A 23,281-nucleotide genomic window follows, 5' to 3' on the forward strand; every position below is an offset into this window, starting at 1 on the left:
GGCAATTTTTATCTTACAAACCTGCCAAAGTTAAGGATAAATAGATTGTCGTGCAGGGTTGTCAGCCCAACTGTATTTACCGCCCCTTTTGCTAAGAAGGCGCCTAACATTGAATGTTGTATGAAGAAAAAAGGTAATTTTGACCAGACATGAATTAATCAGCAAAGCACAAAATGAATCATAAGGAGTTTTTAGAATCGTTGGTTTGTCCGCTCACAGGAACCTCGCTCGCACTATCGGAAGATCAAAAAACACTGACCAGCCAAGATGGTACCGTGTATGAAGTAGGAGATACAGGAATTGTCAATATGCTGTATCCAAAGGAATTACTTCCCGAAGATGCCCGCGAGCAATACCTGTACGATCAAGCTTTCGAGCGTTACGACCGCGGTGTCTCCTGGGTATTTGAAACACTTAATCACTCCGATGAAGCTGCTACCCGCAAACTTTTTATCGATTTAATGGAACTGAAACCTGGCATGAAGGCACTGGAAGTAGGCGCCGGAACAGGTAAAGATTCAGCACTCATTCTGGACAGGGTTAGACCAGGCGGAACTGCTGTTTTGTCCGATCTTTCTCCCAATATGCTCAAAAGAGCGCAGGAAAAATTATCGACGGAAGATGTAAATGTCCACTACTTTCTTGGAAACGGCTCTTACCTGCCTTTTGCAGATGATACTTTCGACGCGGTTTTTCATTTCGGCGGAATCAATACTTTCTCAGAACGTAAAAAAGCCTTTGACGAACTAACCCGCGTAGTTCGTCCGGGTGGAAAAGTGGTTGTGGGTGATGAAAGTGTGGCACCCTGGCTTCGCAATACACCTACTTATGCGACGCTGCTTAAAGCAAATCCGCTTTTCCGGGCTGAGGTACCTTTGGAAGATTTGCCTGCCAATATTGAGAACTTCAAGCTGCATTACATATTCGGCAATGCTTTTTACGTGATGGAATTCAGAGTTACGTCCGCCGCACCTGAGATTGACATCGACCTGCCGATACCGGGCAAGGATTTCGTAGACAACTGGCGCCTGCGTGCTGAAAAAGCGGTTGACTAACTGCAATTCACTTTTCACATTCATCAATCAAGAGAAAAACGTTTCATGTGGGTTAAAAAAGGAGTTATCTACAAACCTGACGGGAGCATGCCGCACAGCCTCTCCCACGCGCAGGTTCCCTACGCATACAAGCATAAAGATTTTTTGCGCATTTACTTCTCGACGCGTGACGCCAGTACCCAGTCGCGCCCGACTTTCATAGATGTGGATTATGACGATCCCAAAAAGATCCTCTACGTTCACGACAAACCTGTTTTGGAACTGGGCGGCCCGGGGGAATATGACGAAACCGGCGCAATGCCTGCCTGGTTTGTAAACCGGCCGAACGGAGATATCTGGCTATATTACACCGGCTGGAACCGTACGCACAATTCCTACCGGCTCTCGATGGGATTAGCAGAAAGTCACGACGGCGGTTTGACATTCAAGAAAAAATTCGTCGGCCCGATCATGGACCGCAGCATTCAAAACCCGCTTTGGGCAGCGCAGCCTTCTGTATTGATCGACGAGGATGGTACCTGGCGGATGTGGTACATTTCGGGCCACAAATGCGAATGGATCCACGATTATCCCGAACCTTACTACCGCGCACAGTCGGCCACTTCAAAAGACGGCATTCACTGGGAGATCAGCGATATCCCGACACTCGATTTTGACGATTTTCTACACGCAGTGGGTCGCCCGAGCGTTTTTAAAGAAGACGGTATTTACAAAATGTATTATTCCTACCGCCACTCCCGCGATTACCGGACCGATCGCAATCAGAGCTACCGGCTGGGTTATGCAGAGTCAAAAGACGGTACAAATTGGGAACGGAAAGACCATTTGGTAGGGATTGAGAAATCCGACAACCCGGAGGATTTCGACTATCAGATGATTGACTATGCCAATTTTTATCAGCACAACGGAAAGCGTTATTTGCTGTATAACGGAAATGGTTTTGGCGCAGCTGGCTTTGCCTATGCGGTTTGGGAGGATTAATATCCTTTGAGAGAGTGATGGGAATCAGTCTTTCATTGCAGGAAGAATGATAGTTTTGATTAATTATTATTACTTAAACGTCACACGGTTAATACAATGAGTACACTTCAGGAACAGTTCAACAGAGACGGATATGTCCTTTTGAGAGATTACCTCGATAAAGACGTTATCAAAACGATATATACAGACGCACGCAAAATTTTCGCTGCACAGATCAAGCGGGTAACCGGCAGATCGGTGGATATCGATGATCGCGATGCATTTGAAAATGCGATGTTCGAGTTTTTTGAAAAGGATTTCAACGCATTTGTCAATACTGGCAAAACTGTCCAGCATACTTTTTCGTTGCACCGGCTGGGGGTTGATCCGGTTATTGAAAACCTCCTGAAAGATGTTGGTTTGTCCAATCCTATTATCGGAGCAAGGGCGGCAATGCAGTTCAACAGCAGATTTTTATCGAAAGACGGCAGCAAACACTGGAAACTTGACGCGCACCAGGACTGGCGCACGGGTCAGGGTTCTCTGGACAGCACCGTGATCTGGTTCCCGATGGTAGATGCCGGTGCCGATATCGGTGCATTGCAGGTGATCCCTGGAAGCCATACGACTGGTCTTAGGGAATCTTCTACTTCTGGTTACCAGGGTGGAATTACTGCTGAGCTGAAAGATGAGGATTTCGTTCAAACGGAGTTTAAAGTGGGTGATATCCTGGTTTTTTCTGCGTTTCTGATCCATCAATCAGGTAATAATACCACCAATAACATCCGCTGGTCTGTTCAGCTTCGTTACAATAACCTCGACGAGCCGACATTTATCGATCGCGGTTACCCCATGGCGTACATTTACAAACCGGAAACTGAGCTGGTAACACCTGATTTTCCGAGCGTGGAGCAGTTGAAGGGGGTTTTTAGTTGAAACTGAAAATTTTGAATGAAGTTCACACACTACTTCACATTCACAAGAGAACGACCTGACAGGAAAGAAATTAGGGTAGAATGGATTGAACAAGCATTCCATTTTCCTGTTAAAGAAGAAATTCAGAACGATGGTCGGATACGTCGCTGGGCAAAAATCGAGGAGAACCAAAAATTTTTGCGAATTGTTCTGCTCGACGACGGAATAACCGTCCATAATGCGTTTTTTGACCGATCATTTAAGCCAGAGGATTGATATGGACATTCGATATTTTCAAGATACGGATACACTTTTGCTGGTGTTTAATCAGAACGAGGTAGTTGCGACCGACGATCTGAATGAGAATATGCTGGTTGACCGTGACATTAATGGAAATCCCGTTTGTCTTACTATTGAACATGCCACAACGCTTACAAATGTGAATGGTTTGTCATTTCAGCAAATTAGTGGCGACACTATTAAAGAATTGGTCGCCATTTAGCATTACATGAAAGTTTCAATTTGCGTTCCTGCTTATAATCATGAGCAATATATCGGGCAAATGCTCGACGGGGCGTTGATGCAGCAGACCGATTTTGAATTTGAAATTGTGATCGGTGACGACGCTTCTACGGACAACACACAAGCTATTATCAGAGAATATGACCAGAAAAAGCCCGGCGTATCCACGCGGGGCATGATCCGGGCTTTTCTGCACTCTGAAAACCAGGGCCCTGGCGAGCCGCGTGAATTTGCCGGGCGGAATAATGTGCTGCAATTGGTAAAAGCCTGCAAAGGTGAATATGTGGCAATGTGTGAAGGAGACGATTACTGGACCGACCCGCTTAAACTGCAGAAGCAGGTTGATTTCCTGGACAAAAACCCCGATTTCAGTGTCTGTCACCACAACATGCGGGTCGTATACGAAGACGGTTCGCCGGAACATTTATTCAATAAACCTGATCAGAAAGCAGTTTCCACCATCGAGGATATTCTGGAAGACAAATGGTTTTTTGCGACTGCAAGCTGGATGTACCGAAATTACTTCCTGGATCACGACTTTGCGGATTGGCATTCAAAAGCCGCTGCCGGCGATTGGGCAATTATGATCCAGCTGGCTGCCCGGGGCAAAATCGGTTATCTGCCAGATGTGATGGGCGTATATCGGAAACATAGCGCCGGCCTGAGCAATGTTCATTCTCAAACCAATTTGAAGTTTTTAAAAAACCGGAAGGAAATGTTTGAAAACGTCGACAAATGGTTGGAATACAGCTATCACAACACTGCACAGCTCACCATATCCCGTTATGAAGAAGCGCTTTCCAGGCTCGAAAAAATTGGCAGTTCGAATTAATAATCTTTAATTTGTACTGTTTTATACTATTTCACATCTATGAAGCTAAGCGTCGTAATACCAGCATATAACGAAGAAGAATCGATAACACACACCCTTACCTCTTTACATAGCACATTAAATAAGTACAATATCCCTCACGAAATTTGTGTTACAAACGATAACTCCAAAGACGGAACACTGAGGGTATTGGACGAGCTTTCTCTTCAAATTCCTACACTTGTCTACTACACCAATCCGGGCCCCAATGGTTTTGGCTATGCGGTGAGATACGGGCTGGAACGCTTCAAGGGCGACTGTGTGGCAGTATTTATGGCAGATATGTCGGACGATCCCGAAGATTTGGCCAAATATTATTTCAAAATGCTCGAAGGCGATTACGATTGCGTATTCGGTTCTCGCTGGGAAAAGGGTGGAAGGGTAATTGATTACCCTGCGCTCAAAAAGGTGATCAACCGGGTGGCTAATTTTATAGTGCGGATCGTGATGGGCATCAAATACAATGATACAACCAATGCATTCAAACTTTATAAAAGGGAAACCATTGAAGGCATCAAACCATTTTTAGCCCCTCATTTTAACCTTACCATTGAACTTCCGCTGAAAGCAATGGTAAGAGGCTTCAATTACGCGGTTGTTCCCAATAGCTGGACAAACCGGAAATACGGTGAATCGAAGCTGAAAATCAAGGAAATGGGAAGCAGATACTTTTTTATACTGATGTACTGCCTCATTGAAAAATACTTCTCGCAGGGGGACTTTATGAAAAAGACCACTGCGCCGAAGAAGGAAGTCAGCCGCTGAGGAACAGCGGCCAGGCTATTTGATCCAATCCTGAATAAAATGCACTTTGTGGGCAATGTAGGAGATCCCCAGGCCCCAGATAATCGCGCTCAGCGTCATCCACATAAAAATCGAGTGTTTCGGCACACGAAATGCCACCGCTAATATCGGCCCGAAGAGTGGCGTGAAAAGTGGAGGAGTAAGGAATGCGATCCCGATAATGCCAAAACGTTTCCAGATATTCACGGCAATACGATTGATCCGGGTGAATTTTTTGGGTTTCGATTTCCTGCGCTTCTGAATTAACTCCCGAATCCCACTACCTATATACGTAAGTACTAAAACCGTGAACATCATTCCGATTGCGGAACAAATAGCGGTTTCAATCCAGGTCAATTTTAAAATTACGCCCGTAATCGGGCCCCCGAAAAACTTTAATGTACTGGCAAGTGCGACAGACAGGTATTTGAGAAAGATGGTTTTCATTATACTTTGACCCTGATCATTTCAGAAGCAAAACGCCTCGTCGCTTCATTTGTTTGAACGTAATCAGTATATGAAGGATTCCCGACGTATGCTATTTTGGCCAGGCTTTCGACAATTACGTCCGAAATATCCAGAAATCCTATCCTGTCATGCAGGAATGCCTCAACGGCGATTTCATTGGCTGCATTGGCAATACAAGCTGCATTTCCGCCTTTTTCCAAAACTTCATAAGCGATCGCCAAATTTCGGAAAGTTTCGAGGTCGGGCTTTTCAAATGTAAGTGAGGGATAATTCATGAAGCTGAATCTGGGGAAGTCGGATTTCAGTCGCAGGGGGTAGTTTAATGCATACTGGATCGGAAGTTTCATATCGGGCAAGCCCATTTGCGCTTTTATGCTGCCGTCTTCGAATTGCACCAGCGAATGCACAATGCTCTGAGGGTGCACAATCACCTCTATCTGAGAAGCTTTCAAATCAAAAAGCCACTTTGCCTCGATTACTTCCAATCCTTTGTTCATCAAAGTTGCCGAGTCGATCGTGATCTTGGCACCCATACTCCAGTTGGGATGTTTTAGCGCCTGCGCTTTCGTGACCTCAGCCAGAAACGTCCGGTCTTTCCCCCGGAATGGTCCGCCTGACGCGGTTAGGATAATTTTTTCAATGGGATTATTTTCTTCTCCTGCAAGACATTGAAAAATCGCAGCATGCTCTGAGTCAACAGGATAGATTGCTACCTGGTATTGCTTTGCCAATGCGGTGATCAGCTCGCCGGCTACTACCAATGTTTCCTTATTGGCCAATGCGATGGTTTTTCCTGCTTTGATCGCGTGGATCGTAGGTAAAAGTCCGGCATAACCAACCATCGCGGTTAACACAATATCAATCTGATCTGACTCAACCACCGAAACCAGCGCCTCCGCGCCCTTATAAACCTTCACAGGAAGACCGGTAAGCGCAGATTTTACTTTTTCAAATTTTTCTTCATTACAGATAACTACCTCAGCAGGAAGAAACTTTGCGGCTTGTTCAATTAATAAATTAGCATTATCACCCGCTGTCAATACGGAAACCGAAAATATGTCGGGATTCGCCTCTATCACTTCAAGCGCCTGAGTACCAATTGAACCGGTTGACCCTAAAATGGCAATTCTTTTTTTCATTATTTATTCATTTAAGGTCGCTCAACCGTTTTAAGCTTTACCAATTCATCTGCGATTTTCCGGTCGTTCGAAAGCCGGGGCACCTTATTTTGTCCACCCAATTTTCCGCTGGCTCTCATAAAGTCGATAAATGCATTTTTGGGCAATGGTACCAGTTCTAATTTTCTTAAAATACTTCCTTCTATAAGATCTTTGTAATAAATATTCAGTTCTGTCAGCCGGCGGTCAATATCTTCTACAAACTTGTTCATATCATCAGGGGCAGTTGCAAACTCTACCAGCCATTCATGATAGGGGAGTCCGCCGCCTGCCGGATTTACCATCGGAGCCACCGTGAACTCCACTACCTCCACTTCCGGATGACGCTCCATTCCATAGCGCAATGCTTTTTCAATTTCCTCTCCGATCACGTGCTCGCCGAATGCCGATATGAAATGCTTAATGCGACCAGTAACCAGGATTTTATATGGATTTGTAGACACAAAACGGACCGTATCTCCCAGCGAATAGCCCCAAAGACCTGCATTATTATTCACGATCATCGCATAGTTTTTTCCGACTTCCACCTCACCTATTGAATATCTCGGCGGATTTTCTTCAAAAAACTGATCGGCAGGGATAAATTCGTAAAAGATACCGGTATTGAGCAGCAGCAGCAAACCCTCGTCATCCTGCGAATCCTGGTATGCGAAGAAACCCTCCGAAGCAGGATAGAGCTCAATGGAATCGATACGTTTTCCTATTGATTCAAAAAGCTTGGCGCGGTAAGGTTCAAAATTAACGCCGCCATAGATAAAGAGGGAAAAGTCGGGAAAAACGTCTTTGATCTTCTTACCGGTTCGCTCAATAATCCGGTCGAAATACATCTGAACCCAGGGAGGAATGCCGGAAATAAGGGACATTCGCTGAGCTATCGTCTCGTCAATGATCCTGTCCAGCTTGGTTTCCCAGTCTTCAATGCAATTGGTTTCGTAGCTTGGCAGCTGGTTCTTGCGCAAATAGCCTGGCACGTGGTGATTGGAAATACCTGACAGGCGCCCTGTCAGTACCCCGCCTGTCTCTGTCAGTATCGGACTTCCGGAGAGAAATATTAGTTTTTGGTCTAAAAAGGCAGATTTTCCTGTCTGATCAATATACGTCAAAATGGCATTCCGGGCCGAATCGATATGGTTGGAGATCGAATCCCGGGAAATAGGAATGTACTTAGTTCCGGAAGTAGTACCTGACGTTTTGGCAAAGTATAAAGGCTTGCCCGGCCAGAGTATATTGTCTGCTCCTTCTTTGATCTTACCTATATATCCTTTCAGATCTTCATAGTCCGCGACCGGCACAGCCTCCTTGAAATCGGCGTAAGAATGAATTTCCCCAAAAAAGTGATCTTTTCCAAACTCTGTTTGTGCCGCCTTCGCTACCAGTTCCTGTCTCCACTTCTCCTGAACTGCTACGCTTTCGGAGATCCATTGCTGCTGTTGCTGAACAATATATCGCGCCAGCGGACGACTCAAAGTTGCCTTAATTCCCATAGTAAAACCAAAGGTAAGCAGGATTCGTAATATCTTTCAAAGGAGCTAAAAATGGCGTTTTTTTACCCACTTTGAGGCAACACCCTAAATTTTTTAAATGCCTTTGTTTGTGGACAATAATCTGTAATTTTGCCATCCTGAAATCAAAGTGAGCGCAAATTTTAATAAATTATATGGGATTGTTTGATTTTTTGACTAGCGATATTGCGATTGATTTGGGTACTGCCAATACTTTAATCATTCATAAAGATACAGTAGTTGTTGACGAGCCCTCTATCATTGCCATGGATAAAACCACAGGCAAGGTTCTGGCGATAGGCCACACGGCCATGCAAATGCATGAAAAAACGAATGAAAATATAAAAACAATCCGTCCACTTAAAGACGGCGTGATCGCGGACTTCACCGCAGCAGAAATGATGATCCGTGGCATGATCAAAATGATCGACACGGGCAGCCGGTTTTTTACTCCTTCACACAGAATGGTGGTTTGCATTCCCTCCGGTATTACCGAGGTTGAAAAGCGGGCTGTAAAAGATTCTTGTGAGCACGCAGGTGCCAAAGAGGTATACATGGTGCACGAGCCGATCGCAGCTGCTATTGGTATTGGGATCGATATTACTCAACCTAATGGTGTAATGATCGTTGATATCGGCGGTGGCACTACCGAAATCGCGGTTATCGCCTTATCAGGTATTGTTTGTGAGCAGTCTGTACGCATTGCGGGCGATGTTTTCACAAGAGATATAGTCGATTACATGCGCCGCGAGCACAACCTGCTGATTGGTGAGCGTTCTGCCGAGCTGATCAAAATGGCAATCGGTTCTGCTTCACCCGAATTGGAAGTTCCTTTGGACGATTATCAGATCCGTGGACGTGACCTGATGACCGGTATTCCTAAGGAAATCCGCGTGACGTATAGTGAAATAGCGTACTCTCTCGACAAGTCAATTTCGAAAATTGAGGAAGGTGTCATGAAGGCGCTGGAAATCTCTCCTCCTGAGCTTTCAGCGGATATTTTCAAAAACGGTATTTACCTTACCGGTGGTGGCGCGCTTATTCACGGGCTCGATAAACGAATTGCTCAAAAAACGAAACTTCCTGTCCATATCGCTGACGATCCATTAAAAGCTGTTGTAAAAGGTACCGGGGAAGTTCTCAAAAACCTGGAACTATACAAGCCTGTATTGATTTCGTAGGATCGGATCGCGCGTAGTTCATCAATTGCGAAATCATTTATATTTTTGCGCAGCGCATCGAGCGCCTATTGATGGACTACGCGTGAACATTTTAGCCCATGCTCCAACTCGTTGATTTCGTCATCCGGAATCGTTTCTTTTTGGTTTTTGTATTGCTGGAAGTGCTCAGTGTGTGGCTTATTGTGCGCAGTAATACCTATTGGGGCGCGACCTATTTTAATACTTCCAATTACTACGTTGCCAAAACACTCGCATTCTCCAACTCGGCGAGAGAATATACCAAGCTGGATGAAATGAATGCAGATCTGGCCAATGAAAATGCCAGGCTGCACGCGCTGGTAACCACATTAAGCCAGAGAAACCCTGTTGATGCTCCCGGAGGATATGTCCCTGATTCAGCGTTTACAGCAAGATTTACCTATACGGTGGCAAAGGTGGTGGATAATGAAACAAACAAGCAGAACAACGTTTTAACCATAGACAAAGGTACTGCTGACGGTGTCAAGCCTGGTATGGGTGTAATTTCAGCGACCGGCGTAGTGGGTAAGGTGAGGTTTTGTTCTGAAAATTATTCGGTTATTACCTCTATCCTGCATTCGCAATTTATGGTTTCCACGAAGCTTGTCCGGAGCAAAGAAATCGGATATGCGAAATGGGCGGGAAAAGATCCTAATCTGATCGACCTGATTGACGTCTCCAAATACACTAAAATCTTCAAAGGCGATTCGGCTGTCACGTCCGACCAAAACTCTGTCTTTCCTCCCGGCATTATGGTAGGCAGAGTTGAAAACGTAACTGTGCACCCGAACCAGACTTTTTATAACATTATACTGCGCCTTTCCACCGACTTTCGAAACCTCTCTTACGTTTATGTGGTACAAAATCAACAACTTGTGGAGCAGGAATCTTTAAAAACGCGTACGATCGAAACCAAATGAGTTTAAGAGAAGCAATACAATATTCGCTGATGGTCCTGCTGTATTTGTTCCTGCAGATCTTCTTTATGCGGAACCTTGTATTGTTCAATTATGCTTTTTGCTTTATCTACATTGCAGGTGTATTACTGATGCCTGCGGACATTGACAGGATGTATTTGTTACTTATCGCTTTTGCGATCGGTTTCACGGTCGATGTTTTTTCAAACACTTTTGGCATGCACGCTGCTGCCACTGTATTGATCGCATACCTCCGGCCTTTCCTGATCCATTTTCAAATGAAGTCCAAAGGAGCCGAGCGTGCAGAGGTCGGAATACGGATGCAGGGGCTTGGGGCCTTCATTTCCTATATTTTCCCGCTGATCCTGATCCATCACGCAGTTCTTTTCTTTATGGAGATCAATCACTTTGGAATGATCCTTTATACCCTCATGCGAATTGGTGCCAGCGCTTTATTAACTACTCTCCTTGTCATTTTGCTGGAACTTTTTTCCAAACGATAATATGACATTTTGGCGCAAGTTCCTTTTTGGCTCGAAATTTGATGTAGGTACATTAATTAACGATGAACTAACAGTACCGGAAAACCAGTCTTTTTCCTACCCTATATAATTTTATCGTCAAGCAATGGCTGTTATATAGCTTCAACGAGCCACTTGTCAAAATAAATTTGCACCGTTTGGAGCTGTTATTAATCTTTGTAAATTCAGCATTCCTATGTTAGTTGCCATGTCAGAAACGCTCACGACTAATGAATACACGGATGATCTTCGTTATGAAGTATTTAACCGCGAGTTCATGCCTCATATAGACTCCATGTATAACTTCGCCTTCCGCCTTACTATGGATGAAGACGATGCAAATGACCTGGTACAAGACACCTATTTAAAAGCTTTTCGTTTTATTTCTTCCTTCGAGCAGGGTACTAATGCCAAAGCCTGGTTATTTAGAATCCTGAAAAACAGCTTTATCAACGACTACCGTAAAAAAAGTAAAGAGCCTTCGAAAGTCGATTATCAGGAAGTCGAAACGACTTACAACTCGGAGGAAGCATCTGATACTACTTACACGGTTGATTTGCGTGCTGATGCTGTCCAGGAGCTGATCGGAGACGAGGTTGCCAATGCGTTGAACGCCTTGCCGGTAGACTTCCGTACTGTGATCATTCTATGTGACATAGAGGGTTTTACTTACGAGGAAATGGCCAAAATCCTTGATATTCCCATCGGAACGGTAAGGTCGAGGCTACACCGCGCGCGTAACCTTTTGAAAGAAAAACTGAAGAGCTATGCAAGCTCTATGGGATATGATTCGTAGGTTGTGAAACTTTTTTTGCAACCTATTCGGTTATAGGGTACAACTGAAACTTATTCCATTATTCCTTATTTCATTTTAAGTAATGAATGCATCCCCAACGACGCCTTCTGTGACAGAAGCTGCGCAAGACAAAGTCATGAAGCACACGTGTGAACATCACGCTCAGTGTATGAAGGTAATTCAGGCTATCCTGGATGATGAAGCGACTGACGCTGAGAAGGAACATTTTCGTGACAATATGGACAAATGCATTCCTTGTATCGAAGCTTACCGGCTGGAAAAATGCATCAAGGATTCACTTAATCACAAGATTGTCAAGAAGCCCTGCCCCGAAAGTATCCTCAATACGATCCTGTCTAAAATAAACAGTTAATCTGTTCGTGTGAAAGGAAAGCTCATCATATTCTCTGCCCCTTCCGGCTCCGGAAAAACCACTATTGTCAGACACCTTTTAAGTAAGTTTAATAATCAGCTTGCATTTTCTGTATCCGCCTGCACACGTGCCAAGCGCGAACACGAGATTGACGGCAAGGATTATTATTTTTTAACGCTCGCTGATTTCCGGCAAAAAATCGCCGACCAGGAATTTGCTGAGTGGGAAGAAGTGTATGCCGGAAACTATTACGGTACATTGAAAGCCGAAATTCAACGGCTCTGGGATGAAGGTAAGCACGTAGTGTTCGACGTGGATGTCAAAGGTGGCTTGAAACTGAAAGAAGCTTACGGAGACAAAGCGCTGGGCGTTTTTGTGAAAGTAACCTCTGAGGATGAGATTAAACGCCGGTTATCCAGACGTGGAACAGAAACAGACGAGACACTTGCCACACGTTTGGCCAAAGTACGGTATGAACAAAGTTTTGAGCATGAATTTGATGAAGTCCTGATCAACGATGAACTGAACAATGCGCTGGAAAGTGCCGAGCTCCTCGTGAAGGAATTTTTAGAATTTTAATTCACTGAGCGATGAAAATTGGTCTATTCTTTGGGTCATTCAACCCCATTCACATCGGGCACCTGATCATAGCCAACACGATGCACGCGACTACCGATCTTGAACAGATCTGGTTCATCGTCAGCCCTCAAAATCCATTTAAAAAAAATAGCGGCCTGCTGCATGAGTTCGACCGTTTCGACCTTGTAGAGCGTGCTATTGCTGACAATCCGGCTTTCAGGGCCAGCGATATGGAATTTCATATGCCCAAGCCGAGCTATACGATTGATACGCTGATACGCATTCAGGAAAAATTCCCGCAGCATGCGTTCAAGCTCATTATGGGAGAAGATAATCTGGCGCAGTTTCCAAACTGGAAGAATTACGAGCAGATTCTGGAATATACAGGGCTGTATGTTTACCCGAGACCAAATTCGAAAAAGCATTTGTTCGGCAACCACGAAGCTGTAAAGTTCGTCGAAGCGCCTCTGCTGGATATTTCTGCTACATTTATCCGTTCTTCTCTCAAAAGCGGAATATCAATTAAATACCTCGTTCCGGAGCAAGTGGAGCAGCTGATCAGGATTAAAAAATTCTATCTCTGAACTACAAAGGCCGTGTTTGGTAGGTAATTTCTGAGAGCAACCCAACCGCATTAAATTTCAGGATCACTTTCTCCGCCTCCGATCTCGACTTCATATCTTCGCATTGAGGACCCTTTTGTAAAAAATACACGTAAAACTTCTGGTTTCTTTCTCCCAACTGATGAATATCCGGCCTCCCAAGTATCTTTCCGATATCATCTGCAAATTTTCCTTTTAATTCTTCTTCTATTGCCTTAAAATCGGCTTTCTGGCCGGAGCGCACATTATTGCAGCCTCCCCTGTCTCCACGCCATTTATTTAAATCTACATTTCCCATTTTGTCTGGAGCCGAACCACAGGCCGAAACAAATGCTACCAATATCAGCGTATAAATCTTCTCAGGAAATCTCATTTTAAAAACTCCTTTCGTTAAGTTTAAATCCATGCGCGAAGCTACTTATACTTATCCTGACATGAAATTCATTTTGTTGTTTTTGATCCAGTTTTCAATTGCTTTTGCCGCGAAAGCACAATTTGCGCAGCCTATCGACGGAACCGACTGTGCCAGGCAATTTTTTAATGCATTGCAGGAAAAAAATGTGGATGCGTTGGAAGATATTCTGGCAGCCGATTTCACTGTTGTGAGCTTCAATGGGCAGACGATTAACCGGGAGCAACTGATTCAGTCATTAAGCGATCGACTTCTTGTGATCGAGTCGGGTATGCAATCCGGCATTAATACCCGTAATTACCGCGATGTAGCGATTGTTACAGGATTGTGGAGTATACGGGCGCGCCTTCAAAATAATAGCTTTCAGGGAGATCTTTCCTTCATGGCGGTATGCACCAGAAATGGCGCGAAATGGCAGGTGTCGGCAGTTCAGCTTACCCCCGTTCAATAGTCGGTAAAACAAAAAGGAGCCTTTCGGGCTCCTCTCAGTATTATCTTACTATATTTTTACACATTCATCAGTGACTCACGACGGCGCATTTTACCAGCCGGAATACCGAACATCATTTTAAATCGGCGGCAGAAGTAAGCCGTGTCTTTATAGCCTACGTCAGAACCAATCGCACGGATGCTTTTCTTCGAAGTACGCAGTAAATCAACCGCTTTTTCCATACGCTGGTATTCGATATAATCCTGTGGATTTATTCCTGTCAGCATTTTGAAGTACTGGCCTACATAATCCTCTGAAACGTTCGCTACGTTGGCAAGCACCTTGTTGGAAAGATCGCCGCCCAGGTTGTCTTTGATATAGGCGAAAATATCGATCAGGCGAGGATCTTTGAAGTAAGTACTGTTCGTTACCAGCTGCTCAACGAACAATTTATTTTTCAAAATATAACGGATGATCTCAATCACCACTTCTTCCGTTTTGATCTTGATAATGCGGCCCTTACCTGGGGTATCCAGCATATCTTCTGTCAAAATCTGGTTGATCGTTGCCGCAATCTGATCGTCTCTTTTAATCAGGAACGGAGGTACATCGAGCGAGGTGAAGAAGTTAACCGTATCAAAAACCTTCGCTTCAAAAGAAATGAGTCCAAATGAATTAGGCAATTTACCGATAAGCGCAGGATCATGTCCAGCGTCGATATAGTTATCACGGTTGGTCATGAATTCTTCATTCGAAACGGTCTTCGCAGTCTGCGTGTTTCCGTAAGTCACAGTTGCATGCTTTCCGCCAGGGATAAACAGCATATCTCCCTCCTCTACTTTCTGCGACTCCTCAGACCCAAAGGAGACTTCCCCGTCGTACAAAATCGTCAATGAATTCTGGACGTCGTAGAAATTTTTAATTGTAATAGGTTGCAAAATCCGTATATGACGGGCTTTCACGAATTTTACCCCCAAAGATTCAATAATCTTATTATAATCTTCCATACCTGATATGTTTAAGGGTCCTTTCGACCGTAACTTTCAATTTTTGTACAAATCTAATAAATTGTACAAAACTAATACAAGTATAGATTAACAAAAAACTAAAAAAAAATGATATTTTGATATGATTTTAATCCAACATTTAGAATAAAAATGGATTCGATCTCCGGGATCAGACTATTTAAGTAGTTCCCTGGCTATCACGAGTTTTTGTATTTCGGAGGTACCTTCATAAATCTGTGTGATTTTTGCGTCCCTCATGAGCCGCTCTACGTGATATTCTTTCACGTATCCATAGCCTCCGTGCACCTGCACAGCCTCAGTTGTCACCCACATTGCAACATCAGATGCATATAATTTTGCCATAGCCGCAGCTTGCACATAATCCTTTCCCTCGTCTTTCATACGGGCTGATTTATAGACAAGTAACCGCGCGGCCTCAATTTTTGTCGCCATTTCAGACAGCTTGAATTGAATTGCCTGATGATCACTGATCGGCTTGCCGAAAGTTTTTCTTTCTTTGGAATATTTTAAGGACAGCTCAAAGGCACCGGTCGCAATGCCGAGCGCCTGCGCAGCAATACCGATTCTTCCCCCATTCAGCACGTTCATCGCGAACTTGAAACCGAAACCATCCTCGCCGATCCTGTTCTCTTTTGGAACCCTCACATCGGAGAACATCAAAGTGTGCGTATCCGACGCCCGTATGCCCATTTTGTCTTCTTTTCTACCCACTTCAAAACCTTTCCAGCCTTTCTCTACCAGGAATGCATTGATACCTTTATGCCTTTTTTCCGGATCTGTCTGAGCAATTACAACGCAAACGTCCGAAGTATTTCCATTGGTTATCCAGTTTTTTGTACCATTCAACAAATAATAATCTCCCCGATCGACAGCTGTGGTATGCTGAGACGTCGCATCAGAACCGGCTTCCGGCTCCGATAAGCAGAACGCTCCGATCATTTCGCCTGTGGCAAGCCGGGTAAGGTATTTTTGTTTAATCGCTTCCGTTCCATATTTTTCAATTCCCCAGCAAACCAGCGAATTGTTGACAGACATGATCACACCGGCAGATGCATCAATCTTTGAAATCTCTTCCATGGCAATCACATAGGAAAGCGTATCCATTCCGCTGCCATGGTACTCCGGCGCAACCATCATTCCTAAAAATCCCAGCTCCCCCATTTTATCAAGCAGCGACGTATCAAATTTCTGGGCGGAGTCTCTCTCTATCACTTCCGGAAGCAAGTCATTTTGAGCAAAATCGCGCGCAGCGTCGCGAACCGCCAAATGTTCTTCGCTCAGGTTAAAATCCATTCCGTTTAATTGTCCGCTAAATGCCATGTTGAACGCTGTTTACAAAATTTGATCTCATTCAAAAATAGATTTTTGCTAAATAGTAGGCAAGCATACCTTTTTTACATTACATTAAAACTTTCCTTTTAGCTACTCATTATCAGGAAAGTTGTTTTAAGTTTGCGCCCTGATTACGACAGATTGCCGATGCCTGTTCTTACCGTTTTTTACATTAAGCTCCTCATTAATCTTGGATTGACACTGGGAATTATCTGGACAATCACCAGGTCCGATTTATTTTCACGCTGGCAGTCTGGCAATGATAAACTGGTCTTGGGAGTCAGTTTCCTGCTCTTTCGACTTGTGCCCTGGATAGGTATTTTCTTAATTGTCAACGAAGAACCCCGGGGTGATATTCCTTTCTTTTTTTATAAAGCAACTGCTGCAAAGGCGGGCGGTTTTGTTTACCGGGACTTTTGGTCTTACCATGCTCCTTTGTATGCTTATATTATAAGTTTACCAGTTTGGCTCTGGCATAACGCGCGCGCGATCGTACTATTTATGGTTTTGATGGAATCGGGCATTTTGTGGCTTACTTATCAAACTTATAAATCCCGCTCTTCCCGCGCATTACAGCTTTCTGTGATCTATTACCTGCTTCCTGCCGGTTTTATGTACATTTTAGTAGATGGTCAGGAGGAAGTGTGGTTCTGGGGCGCGGCGCTGCTGATGTGGCGGTATACTTTAAAACAAACCGTTAACTATGAAATTGGGCTGGGTATCCTGTACGCAATTGCTTTGTTGACTATTAAGGTGACATTTATATTGCTGCTTCCCGCGGTACTGGTTTTAGTTAAAAAACCGCTGAAAATGTTGATCGTTATGGCAGCAATCGGTTTGCCGGTGGTTGGATTTCTATATTGGCAAATAGGGGATCTGTTTTTAATGCCGATCAGGCACACAGAACAGTTAATGACTCCAAACTTATTTTCGGTGGGCCGCCCATTTATTGAGCTGCTTGTCAAAATCGATGCTAAGAATTCAGGTCTGCTTAACTGGTTTGGTTTGCTGTTCACCGTTTTCATACCCGTATTTATGGCGTTCAAAGCACGCCACAGGCACATTAATCAGGTTTTACCGAGTATTTTCATAGCCTGCTTTGTGTGTATGATGGTATTTCAGGCCAGCGCGATGGGCGCTTATGTGATTGCTTATTTAATGGCTGTAATTTTTGAAATCATAGATCTTCGGAAAACCTTTCACGTAGTCGTATTGCTGGTGCTCAACTGGCTTACAGTTGTGCAGCCTTTTGTGTGGGTTTATATCAAACAGCCCGCGTACACTTCTCTCGGTATGTTCGGCAACCTTTCGTTTTTGTTCGAATACATTCTTGAAATATTGAATGTGCTTTGTTTCCTGTGGATTTTGCGGGAAACCTATCGCAAGGTCGCACCTTCTGAAAACCTCGCATTGGCATGAGTATCGTTTTAGCCAAATTAGGCATTGGCCTGCTTTGCCTTTTTGTAATCGTTTTTCTGCTCTTCTTCAAAAACACGCTGATCAGTTGGCTGGAAAAGAAGTCAGCGGAAAAGACGCTTTTCGTAAGCTGGATACTACTCAGGCTACTCCCTTTCATCGCGATTTATATCGTAGCCGGTATGGAACCGACTTCTGATGTGAATGGCTTCTGGGACGAGGCCAGCAAAGCTTCGCTCGGGCAGGTTGTTTACCGGGATTTCTGGTCGCCTTATTCTCCATTGTATCCTTACTTTCTGGGTATCTGGCTTAAATTTTGGTTCAATGCCAAAATGATCGTGCTCACAATGGCAGCGATGGACGGGGTTGCATTGCTACTCAGCTATCATTTTTTTCGGCCTTTTTATGCCAAAGGCGCATTTCTGTTTCTTGCGATCATTTACCTTTTGTTACCCGGTTCACTGATATTATGCATTGTCGGCGCGCAGGAAGACGTTTGGATGTGGCTGTTTGTGATACTTGCCTACCTGGTACGCGAACGCACGCTGCGAGTTGAATGGTATGCGTTTATTCTTGCGATCGGTTTGTTGATGACAAAAGCGATATTTGTGTTGATACTCGTGCCCCTTTTTTTATTGGAGAAAGAGAAACTGAGATTTCTTGTTCCAATGGTTCTGGTAGGCATTGCTTCGCTGGCTATCTTGTATCCGCTTGTGGGCTGGGAATTCACGCAGCCACTCGATGAGGCGCAAACCCTGCGCGCTCCGAATATTCCCTCCATTATCAATCCCTGGTTTTACAATAAAATCGGCGTGGGCGAAAAATTCTGGAATTGGATCGGGCTGGTTTGTTCTGTTGGCCTGGCTACCCTGGCCGCCTGGCGTATGCGGCATTCCGACTTTCGCATCATGCTTTCAAGAGTCTGGGTGATCCTTTACGCCACCATGATGATCGTTCAGCAAAGTGCTTACAGCAATTACATATTCCTTTTCCTGTTACCACTGATTTTTTATACGCTCGACTGGAAAAACCAATGGCAGGTTACGCTTTTTTTCATTTACAATCTGATTTGCGTCATCCATCCTTCCTTCTGGTGGCGACTGGGCATGCCTTGTTACATGACCCCTGGTGACACAACAGCCTCGTCCCAACTATTGCTGGACTATTCCATGCAAGTTGCAATCGTCCTATTAACCGGCTATTTTATCTGGCTCGCATTTCCCCGAAAACAACAAGTTTAACTTTCTTTAACGCGTTGAAAACAACGGCCATTTTTACATTTGGAGAATTGAATACCTTCAAATGCAACAAGTTGACCAGCATACCCTTTATGAACTTCAGATAATCGCTGAGCGTAAGGGTGCATTCAGTGTTTTTCAGTTTTTCGATAAAACCTCAACACAAGGTGGAAGCGATTGCTTAAGATCCCTTTTGTCAAAACCCAAATCTACGTTTGCCGGGGTACAGTCATTTCAAAATCTCATTAAGGCTATTCTAAAAAATCCCAGGACCTGCCTGATCGATATTCACAGGTCTTATATCATGGCGGTGGAGGGTTATTCTTCGCTGAGCGTCGCGCATTCCCTGTCACAGGATGCCGTAATGCATTGGTTAGATACTTTGGTCTATTTCATCAAAAGCCCGGAGGAATTTTACCGCATACAAAGTGGATTAATGGCGACATTGAGGATGCTGCTTGCCATGCGGCAAATGCTCGCTGATTCCCGCGGCGCGGAAATACCGGAAGAAATTCGGGATGATTTTCGTTTCATTGAAAATTTCATTTCACAGCCAACGATACGTTCCTTTTTAAAGCAATCTGAAAATGATATTTCCAAAACAAAGATTTTCAGTATTGACTATTATTTCCGGGTATCAAATGAAAAGGTATTACGCCAATTGCTGCACATTTTCTATCGCTTCGATGCCTACCGTTCCGTTGCCAAAACAACTGAACAACATTCCCTCACTTTCCCCGATTTCAGCGAAGCCAGCCACGAATTTAAAGCAGAGGCTATCCGACATCCACTGATCTCTAACAGCGTCGCCAATAGCATTAAAATTGATTTGAATAGGAGTGTTTGCATCATCACCGGTGCCAATACCAGTGGAAAGACTACATTTTTGAAAACTTGCGGACTGGCAGTTTACCTGGCTCATTTGGGGTTACCCGTCCCCGCCGGCAGTATGAGTTTACCTTTTTTCGACAGGCTATTCACATCACTTCACCTGACCGACGACCTTACTTCCGGTTACAGCCATTTTTACAATGAAATGATTCAGGTAAAGAAAATAGCAGAGGCTTTACAGCTGGGTGAGAGATGTATGGTACTGGTAGATGAAATTTTCAGAGGGACTAACCAGGAAGACGCTTTTTATTGTTCCAAGACAGTATTGGACGGATTTTGTAAGTATCCAGGCTCCTGCTTTCTCATTTCCACGCACCTGCTGGAACTGGCGGAAAACTTCCTTGCCTCCGAATATGCCACGAATAAATGCTTTAAAACTACTGTACTTGACGATCAGTTTAAGAATTCATATCAAATCGCAGAAGGCATTGCGTACGAAAAAGTGGGCAGCCTGATCATGAATTCGGTTGGACTAACATCCATTTTCACCAAAGCAAAAAGGCTCCCAAATCTTTGAGAGCCCTTCATTCGCTTGTTTGACTATACTATTCGATTGTGTCGAAACCACAGTAAGGCACAAGTACTCCCGGTATCTTAACCGTTCCATCCGGCTGCTGGTTGTTTTCCAGCAAAGCTGCCAGAATACGCGGTAGTGCTAGTGCAGAGCCATTTAATGTATGAAGCAACTGCGTTTTTTTATCCGCACCCTTATAGCGCAATTTCAACCTGTTTGCCTGATATGTTTCAAAATTAGAAACAGAGCTGCATTCCAGCCAGCGTTCCTGCCCGGCAGACCATACTTCGAAATCGTAGGTCAACGCGGAAGTAAAGCCCATATCCCCGCCACAAAGTCTCAATATCCGATAGGGTAACCCCAGTTTCCCAAGCAAGCTCTTAACATGCTCTACCATTTCGTTTAAAGCATTATAAGACTCCTCGGGTTTGTTGATCTGGACAATCTCTACTTTATCGAACTGATGCAACCGGTTAAGCCCCCGCACGTGCGCCCCCCAGCTACCAGCTTCCCGCCGGAAACAAGGCGTGAATGCGACATTCTTGACTGGCAATTCTGATTCCGCAACGATCACGTCACGGTACAGATTGGTAACGGGTACCTCGGCAGTAGGAATCAGATAAAGGTCATCCTGCGCGTCGTGGTACATCTGGCCTTCCTTATCCGGAAGCTGCCCGGTCGCAAATCCTGAATCCGCATTGACCACAATCGGGGGCTGCACTTCTGTGTAACCCGCTTTTCCGGCCTCATCCAAAAAGAATGATATCATCGCGCGCTGCAACCTTGCCGCCTTACCTTTATAAACCGGAAATCCAGCGCCTGTAATTTTATTACCTAATTCAAAATCAATAATGGGAGCCTGATTTTTACCGAGCTTTTTGATCAGTTCCCAATGCGGCAATGCGCCCTGGTGCAATGCAGGCTTTGCACCTTCTTCCAGGACATTCACATTATCCTCGGCAGTCCTGCCTTCCGGAACACTTTCATGGGGCAAATTAGGCAACTTAACGAGTTCTTCCAGCAGTGTCGCTTCCATAGCCTTATGCTCTTCATCCAAAGTCCGGGACCGCTCTTTTAAGGTTGCTGTTACAGCTTTCGCTTCTTCCGCTTCGCCTTGCTTTCCTGCCTTCATCAGGCCGCCTATTTCTTTCGCCTTATTGTTGGAAGCCGCCAGAACTTCGTCCAGCTCCTGCTGTAACTCACGCCTTTTTTTATCCAGGTCAATAATGCGGTCGACTGCCTGGGCTGCTTCCCTGAAATGCTTTTTGGTCAATCCAGCGATTGTCAGATCCCTGTTTTCACGAATAAAATTGGTCTGTAACATCTGTATGTTGTTGTCTGCTGCTAGCTAACAACTTTTAGTGATTTAGAACTTTTGGATCAGGGAGCGGTGAAAATATCTTTCATTGCATCCTCATAATAAAACAAGCGCTCATTCAGCACATTCAACGCCTCAGCCTTGTATTTGGAGTGAATGAGCAAGGAAAGGTTATGTTCGGAAGCGCCGTACGAAATCATTCGTATAGGAATATGTTTGAGAGCGTCAAGCACTTTTAATGCGATTCCTTCTTTATCCGCGCTGAAATTTCCAACAATGCAGATGATATTCTGGTCACGATCATGCTCTTCCAAATCCGCAAACTCACGCAAATCCGCGCTGATCTTGTCAAGATGCTCCGAATTGTCAATCGTTACAGACACAGACACCTCCGAAGTGGTGATCATATCTACCGGTGTCTTGTATTTCTCAAATACCTCAAACACCCTACGAAGGAAGCCGTAAGCATTCAGCATACGGGTTGAATGAATATAAATGGCTGTAATGTTATCCTTTGCAGCAATTGCTTTAATCTCTCTGTCCGAAGTCTGATTTGCAATCAGCGTTCCTGGCGCTTCCGGCTGCATTGTATTTTTCAACCGAACCGGAACCCCTCTCAGCTTAGCAGGCGTAATCGTACTTGGATGCAGGATTTTCGCTCCGAAATAAGCCAGCTCCGCAGCTTCCTCAAATGTAAGTTCCCGGATCGGAAATGTGCGTTTTACTATTCTTGGGTCATTGTTATGCATTCCGTCAATATCTGTCCAAATCTGGATCTCATCTGCGCGGATGGCGCCACCGATAAGAGAAGCTGTGTAATCGGACCCGCCTCTCTTTAAATTGTCAACCTCTTCGCGCGGATTCCGGCATATGAAACCCTGGGTAACGATCGTCTGCTTGTCTCCGTACTGATTCAAAATCGTTACTAGCATATCTTCAATGGTTGCCATCTCAGGCTCTCCGTCTGCATCAATACGCATAAAATCCAACGCCGATAGCAATACCGAACTGTCTCCTTTTTCTTCCAGGTAAGCCTGGAACATTTTAGTACTCAATATTTCGCCTTCTGCAACCAGTTCTTTGTCCTGCTTTATGGTAAAAGGCTTAATCCCAACCAGCGATTTGATGTACCCAAATTCGGTATCGACAATCTCCTGTCCTTGCTGCAAGCCCTCCGGCGTCGAATACAGCTCCTTGATAAAAAGGCTGTAATGCGTTCTCAAATCTTCGATAAGCGCCGCGGCTTTCGAATCGTCAAATGCCTTCACAGCTTCTCCAATTGCGATCAATGCATTGGTTGATCCCGACAACGCCGACAGAACAACTATTTTGCGATTAGGATCACTGTTAAGAAGTTCTCTGATAGAGTGCATGCGCTCAGGTTTCCCAACCGAAGTACCGCCAAATTTCCAGACTTGCATAGTATTGAATTGTGAATTTTGAATGAGTGAATGAGTGAAT

At 44.5% G+C, this 23,281-nt stretch carries 26 protein-coding genes; 18 read left to right on the plus strand and 8 right to left on the minus strand.

Annotated features, from left to right (window positions below):
* Window positions 1-173 precede the first annotated feature (173 nt).
* The 7 genes from FXO21_RS10715 (at window position 174) to FXO21_RS10745 (ending at window position 5,088) form a co-directional block, all read left to right on the plus strand.
* Entirely contained in the window at window positions 174-1,055 is an 882-nt protein-coding gene (locus FXO21_RS10715; protein WP_149640078.1) for a class I SAM-dependent methyltransferase, read from the plus strand.
* Between the two features lie 45 nt (window positions 1,056-1,100).
* Window positions 1,101-2,036, plus strand: coding sequence for a glycoside hydrolase family protein (locus FXO21_RS10720; RefSeq protein ID WP_149640079.1), 936 nt, complete (start codon window positions 1,101-1,103; stop codon window positions 2,034-2,036).
* 96 nt (window positions 2,037-2,132) lie between these two features.
* The gene (locus tag FXO21_RS10725; protein WP_149640080.1) at window positions 2,133-2,951 is read left to right on the plus strand and encodes a phytanoyl-CoA dioxygenase family protein; all 819 of its coding nucleotides are present in this window, start codon (window positions 2,133-2,135) and stop codon (window positions 2,949-2,951) included.
* 15 nt (window positions 2,952-2,966) lie between these two features.
* A complete protein-coding gene (locus FXO21_RS10730) occupies window positions 2,967-3,206 on the plus strand; it encodes a hypothetical protein (protein ID WP_149640081.1) in 240 nt (79 codons plus the stop codon).
* Between the two features lies 1 nt (window position 3,207).
* Entirely contained in the window at window positions 3,208-3,432 is a 225-nt protein-coding gene (locus FXO21_RS10735) for a DUF2283 domain-containing protein (RefSeq protein WP_149640082.1), read from the plus strand.
* A gap of 6 nt (window positions 3,433-3,438) precedes the next feature.
* Entirely contained in the window at window positions 3,439-4,284 is an 846-nt protein-coding gene (locus tag FXO21_RS10740) for a glycosyltransferase (RefSeq protein WP_149640083.1), read from the plus strand.
* Window positions 4,285-4,323: 39 nt separating this feature from the next.
* The gene (locus FXO21_RS10745) at window positions 4,324-5,088 is read left to right on the plus strand and encodes a glycosyltransferase family 2 protein (RefSeq protein ID WP_149640084.1); all 765 of its coding nucleotides are present in this window, start codon (window positions 4,324-4,326) and stop codon (window positions 5,086-5,088) included.
* A gap of 15 nt (window positions 5,089-5,103) precedes the next feature.
* On the opposite strand, the gene FXO21_RS10750 is transcribed toward FXO21_RS10745, so the two are convergent.
* Genes FXO21_RS10750 through FXO21_RS10760 form a run of 3 tightly spaced genes read right to left on the minus strand, consistent with a single transcriptional unit; the run spans window position 5,104 to window position 8,236 of the window.
* Window positions 5,104-5,553, minus strand: coding sequence for a hypothetical protein (locus FXO21_RS10750; RefSeq protein ID WP_149640085.1), 450 nt, complete (start codon window positions 5,551-5,553; stop codon window positions 5,104-5,106).
* Window positions 5,553-6,713, minus strand: coding sequence for a 1-deoxy-D-xylulose-5-phosphate reductoisomerase (locus FXO21_RS10755; protein ID WP_149640086.1), 1,161 nt, complete (start codon window positions 6,711-6,713; stop codon window positions 5,553-5,555). The genes FXO21_RS10750 and FXO21_RS10755 overlap by 1 nt, the downstream gene beginning before the upstream one ends.
* 11 nt (window positions 6,714-6,724) lie before the next feature.
* Entirely contained in the window at window positions 6,725-8,236 is a 1,512-nt protein-coding gene (locus FXO21_RS10760; protein ID WP_149640087.1) for a GH3 auxin-responsive promoter family protein, read from the minus strand.
* Window positions 8,237-8,409: 173 nt separating this feature from the next.
* Between FXO21_RS10760 and FXO21_RS10765 the strand changes: the two genes are divergently transcribed.
* From FXO21_RS10765 to nadD, 7 genes are all read left to right on the plus strand, one after another.
* Window positions 8,410-9,435: a rod shape-determining protein gene (locus tag FXO21_RS10765; protein WP_149640088.1), complete on the plus strand. Its 1,026-nt coding sequence runs from the start codon at window positions 8,410-8,412 to the stop codon at window positions 9,433-9,435.
* A 98-nt stretch (window positions 9,436-9,533) separates the two neighbouring features.
* The gene (gene mreC, locus FXO21_RS10770; protein ID WP_149640089.1) at window positions 9,534-10,373 is read left to right on the plus strand and encodes a rod shape-determining protein MreC; all 840 of its coding nucleotides are present in this window, start codon (window positions 9,534-9,536) and stop codon (window positions 10,371-10,373) included.
* Window positions 10,370-10,873 carry a hypothetical protein gene (locus FXO21_RS10775; protein ID WP_149640090.1) on the plus strand — a complete coding sequence of 168 codons (504 nt, stop codon included), beginning with the start codon at window positions 10,370-10,372 and terminating at the stop codon, window positions 10,871-10,873. Before mreC ends, FXO21_RS10775 begins: the two co-directional genes overlap by 4 nt.
* A gap of 214 nt (window positions 10,874-11,087) precedes the next feature.
* Window positions 11,088-11,687 carry a sigma-70 family RNA polymerase sigma factor gene (locus FXO21_RS10780; protein ID WP_035360656.1) on the plus strand — a complete coding sequence of 200 codons (600 nt, stop codon included), beginning with the start codon at window positions 11,088-11,090 and terminating at the stop codon, window positions 11,685-11,687.
* An 82-nt stretch (window positions 11,688-11,769) separates the two neighbouring features.
* Window positions 11,770-12,060, plus strand: a complete 291-nt coding sequence (locus FXO21_RS10785; protein WP_225865646.1) for a phosphohydrolase — start codon at window positions 11,770-11,772, stop codon at window positions 12,058-12,060.
* A 9-nt stretch (window positions 12,061-12,069) separates the two neighbouring features.
* Window positions 12,070-12,639, plus strand: coding sequence for a guanylate kinase (gene gmk / locus FXO21_RS10790; RefSeq protein WP_149640091.1), 570 nt, complete (start codon window positions 12,070-12,072; stop codon window positions 12,637-12,639).
* An 11-nt stretch (window positions 12,640-12,650) separates the two neighbouring features.
* The gene (gene nadD, locus FXO21_RS10795) at window positions 12,651-13,223 is read left to right on the plus strand and encodes a nicotinate (nicotinamide) nucleotide adenylyltransferase (protein ID WP_149640092.1); all 573 of its coding nucleotides are present in this window, start codon (window positions 12,651-12,653) and stop codon (window positions 13,221-13,223) included.
* Between the two features lies 1 nt (window position 13,224).
* Here the strand turns inward: nadD and FXO21_RS10800 are convergent, their stop codons facing one another.
* Window positions 13,225-13,647, minus strand: a complete 423-nt coding sequence (locus tag FXO21_RS10800) for a hypothetical protein (protein WP_225865647.1) — start codon at window positions 13,645-13,647, stop codon at window positions 13,225-13,227.
* Here FXO21_RS10800 and FXO21_RS10805 point away from each other — a divergent pair.
* Entirely contained in the window at window positions 13,646-14,104 is a 459-nt protein-coding gene (locus FXO21_RS10805; protein ID WP_149640093.1) for a nuclear transport factor 2 family protein, read from the plus strand. The genes FXO21_RS10800 and FXO21_RS10805 overlap by 2 nt on opposite strands.
* A gap of 56 nt (window positions 14,105-14,160) precedes the next feature.
* Here the strand turns inward: FXO21_RS10805 and FXO21_RS10810 are convergent, their stop codons facing one another.
* Together FXO21_RS10810 and FXO21_RS10815 are read right to left on the minus strand one after the other, a co-directional pair.
* Window positions 14,161-15,090: a helix-turn-helix domain-containing protein gene (locus tag FXO21_RS10810; protein WP_031529699.1), complete on the minus strand. Its 930-nt coding sequence runs from the start codon at window positions 15,088-15,090 to the stop codon at window positions 14,161-14,163.
* A 174-nt stretch (window positions 15,091-15,264) separates the two neighbouring features.
* A complete protein-coding gene (locus FXO21_RS10815) occupies window positions 15,265-16,404 on the minus strand; it encodes an acyl-CoA dehydrogenase (RefSeq protein ID WP_149643452.1) in 1,140 nt (379 codons plus the stop codon).
* A 186-nt stretch (window positions 16,405-16,590) separates the two neighbouring features.
* Here FXO21_RS10815 and FXO21_RS10820 point away from each other — a divergent pair, with 186 nt between their 5' ends.
* The 3 genes from FXO21_RS10820 (at window position 16,591) to FXO21_RS10830 (ending at window position 20,505) form a co-directional block, all read left to right on the plus strand.
* A complete protein-coding gene (locus FXO21_RS10820) occupies window positions 16,591-17,862 on the plus strand; it encodes a hypothetical protein (RefSeq protein ID WP_149640094.1) in 1,272 nt (423 codons plus the stop codon).
* Entirely contained in the window at window positions 17,859-19,100 is a 1,242-nt protein-coding gene (locus tag FXO21_RS10825) for a hypothetical protein (protein ID WP_149640095.1), read from the plus strand. Before FXO21_RS10820 ends, FXO21_RS10825 begins: the two co-directional genes overlap by 4 nt.
* Window positions 19,101-19,161: 61 nt before the next feature.
* Window positions 19,162-20,505, plus strand: a complete 1,344-nt coding sequence (locus FXO21_RS10830) for a MutS-related protein (protein WP_149640096.1) — start codon at window positions 19,162-19,164, stop codon at window positions 20,503-20,505.
* 28 nt (window positions 20,506-20,533) lie between these two features.
* Here FXO21_RS10830 and serS read toward each other — a convergent pair whose 3' ends face one another.
* Both serS and FXO21_RS10840 read right to left on the minus strand, forming a co-directional pair.
* On the minus strand, window positions 20,534-21,826 hold the full coding sequence (gene serS, locus FXO21_RS10835; RefSeq protein ID WP_149640097.1) for a serine--tRNA ligase: 1,293 nt from the start codon (window positions 21,824-21,826) through the stop codon (window positions 20,534-20,536).
* Between the two features lie 56 nt (window positions 21,827-21,882).
* The gene (locus FXO21_RS10840; RefSeq protein ID WP_149640098.1) at window positions 21,883-23,241 is read right to left on the minus strand and encodes an aspartate kinase; all 1,359 of its coding nucleotides are present in this window, start codon (window positions 23,239-23,241) and stop codon (window positions 21,883-21,885) included.
* Window positions 23,242-23,281: the final 40 nt, after the last annotated feature.

Origin of the sequence: Dyadobacter sp. UC 10 (assembly GCF_008369915.1) — a bacterium.
Classification (GTDB): domain Bacteria; phylum Bacteroidota; class Bacteroidia; order Cytophagales; family Spirosomataceae; genus Dyadobacter.

Coding starts and splice junctions, on each gene's coding strand:
- FXO21_RS10805 (WP_149640093.1), top strand. CDS start 13,646: ATGCGCGAAGCTACTTATACTTATCCTGACATGAAATTCATTTTGTTG.
- FXO21_RS10810 (WP_031529699.1), bottom strand. CDS start 15,090: ATGGAAGATTATAATAAGATTATTGAATCTTTGGGGGTAAAATTCGTG.
- FXO21_RS10815 (WP_149643452.1), bottom strand. CDS start 16,404: ATGGATTTTAACCTGAGCGAAGAACATTTGGCGGTTCGCGACGCTGCG.
- nadD (WP_149640092.1), top strand. CDS start 12,651: ATGAAAATTGGTCTATTCTTTGGGTCATTCAACCCCATTCACATCGGG.
- FXO21_RS10750 (WP_149640085.1), bottom strand. CDS start 5,553: ATGAAAACCATCTTTCTCAAATACCTGTCTGTCGCACTTGCCAGTACA.
- FXO21_RS10785 (WP_225865646.1), top strand. CDS start 11,770: ATGAATGCATCCCCAACGACGCCTTCTGTGACAGAAGCTGCGCAAGAC.
- FXO21_RS10720 (WP_149640079.1), top strand. CDS start 1,101: ATGTGGGTTAAAAAAGGAGTTATCTACAAACCTGACGGGAGCATGCCG.
- FXO21_RS10820 (WP_149640094.1), top strand. CDS start 16,591: ATGCCTGTTCTTACCGTTTTTTACATTAAGCTCCTCATTAATCTTGGA.
- FXO21_RS10725 (WP_149640080.1), top strand. CDS start 2,133: ATGAGTACACTTCAGGAACAGTTCAACAGAGACGGATATGTCCTTTTG.
- serS (WP_149640097.1), bottom strand. CDS start 21,826: ATGTTACAGACCAATTTTATTCGTGAAAACAGGGATCTGACAATCGCT.
- FXO21_RS10765 (WP_149640088.1), top strand. CDS start 8,410: ATGGGATTGTTTGATTTTTTGACTAGCGATATTGCGATTGATTTGGGT.
- FXO21_RS10840 (WP_149640098.1), bottom strand. CDS start 23,241: ATGCAAGTCTGGAAATTTGGCGGTACTTCGGTTGGGAAACCTGAGCGC.
- FXO21_RS10760 (WP_149640087.1), bottom strand. CDS start 8,236: ATGGGAATTAAGGCAACTTTGAGTCGTCCGCTGGCGCGATATATTGTT.
- FXO21_RS10780 (WP_035360656.1), top strand. CDS start 11,088: ATGTTAGTTGCCATGTCAGAAACGCTCACGACTAATGAATACACGGAT.
- FXO21_RS10825 (WP_149640095.1), top strand. CDS start 17,859: ATGAGTATCGTTTTAGCCAAATTAGGCATTGGCCTGCTTTGCCTTTTT.
- FXO21_RS10830 (WP_149640096.1), top strand. CDS start 19,162: ATGCAACAAGTTGACCAGCATACCCTTTATGAACTTCAGATAATCGCT.
- FXO21_RS10755 (WP_149640086.1), bottom strand. CDS start 6,713: ATGAAAAAAAGAATTGCCATTTTAGGGTCAACCGGTTCAATTGGTACT.
- mreC (WP_149640089.1), top strand. CDS start 9,534: ATGCTCCAACTCGTTGATTTCGTCATCCGGAATCGTTTCTTTTTGGTT.
- FXO21_RS10775 (WP_149640090.1), top strand. CDS start 10,370: ATGAGTTTAAGAGAAGCAATACAATATTCGCTGATGGTCCTGCTGTAT.
- FXO21_RS10715 (WP_149640078.1), top strand. CDS start 174: ATGAATCATAAGGAGTTTTTAGAATCGTTGGTTTGTCCGCTCACAGGA.
- FXO21_RS10735 (WP_149640082.1), top strand. CDS start 3,208: ATGGACATTCGATATTTTCAAGATACGGATACACTTTTGCTGGTGTTT.
- FXO21_RS10730 (WP_149640081.1), top strand. CDS start 2,967: ATGAAGTTCACACACTACTTCACATTCACAAGAGAACGACCTGACAGG.
- FXO21_RS10740 (WP_149640083.1), top strand. CDS start 3,439: ATGAAAGTTTCAATTTGCGTTCCTGCTTATAATCATGAGCAATATATC.
- FXO21_RS10745 (WP_149640084.1), top strand. CDS start 4,324: ATGAAGCTAAGCGTCGTAATACCAGCATATAACGAAGAAGAATCGATA.
- FXO21_RS10800 (WP_225865647.1), bottom strand. CDS start 13,647: ATGGATTTAAACTTAACGAAAGGAGTTTTTAAAATGAGATTTCCTGAG.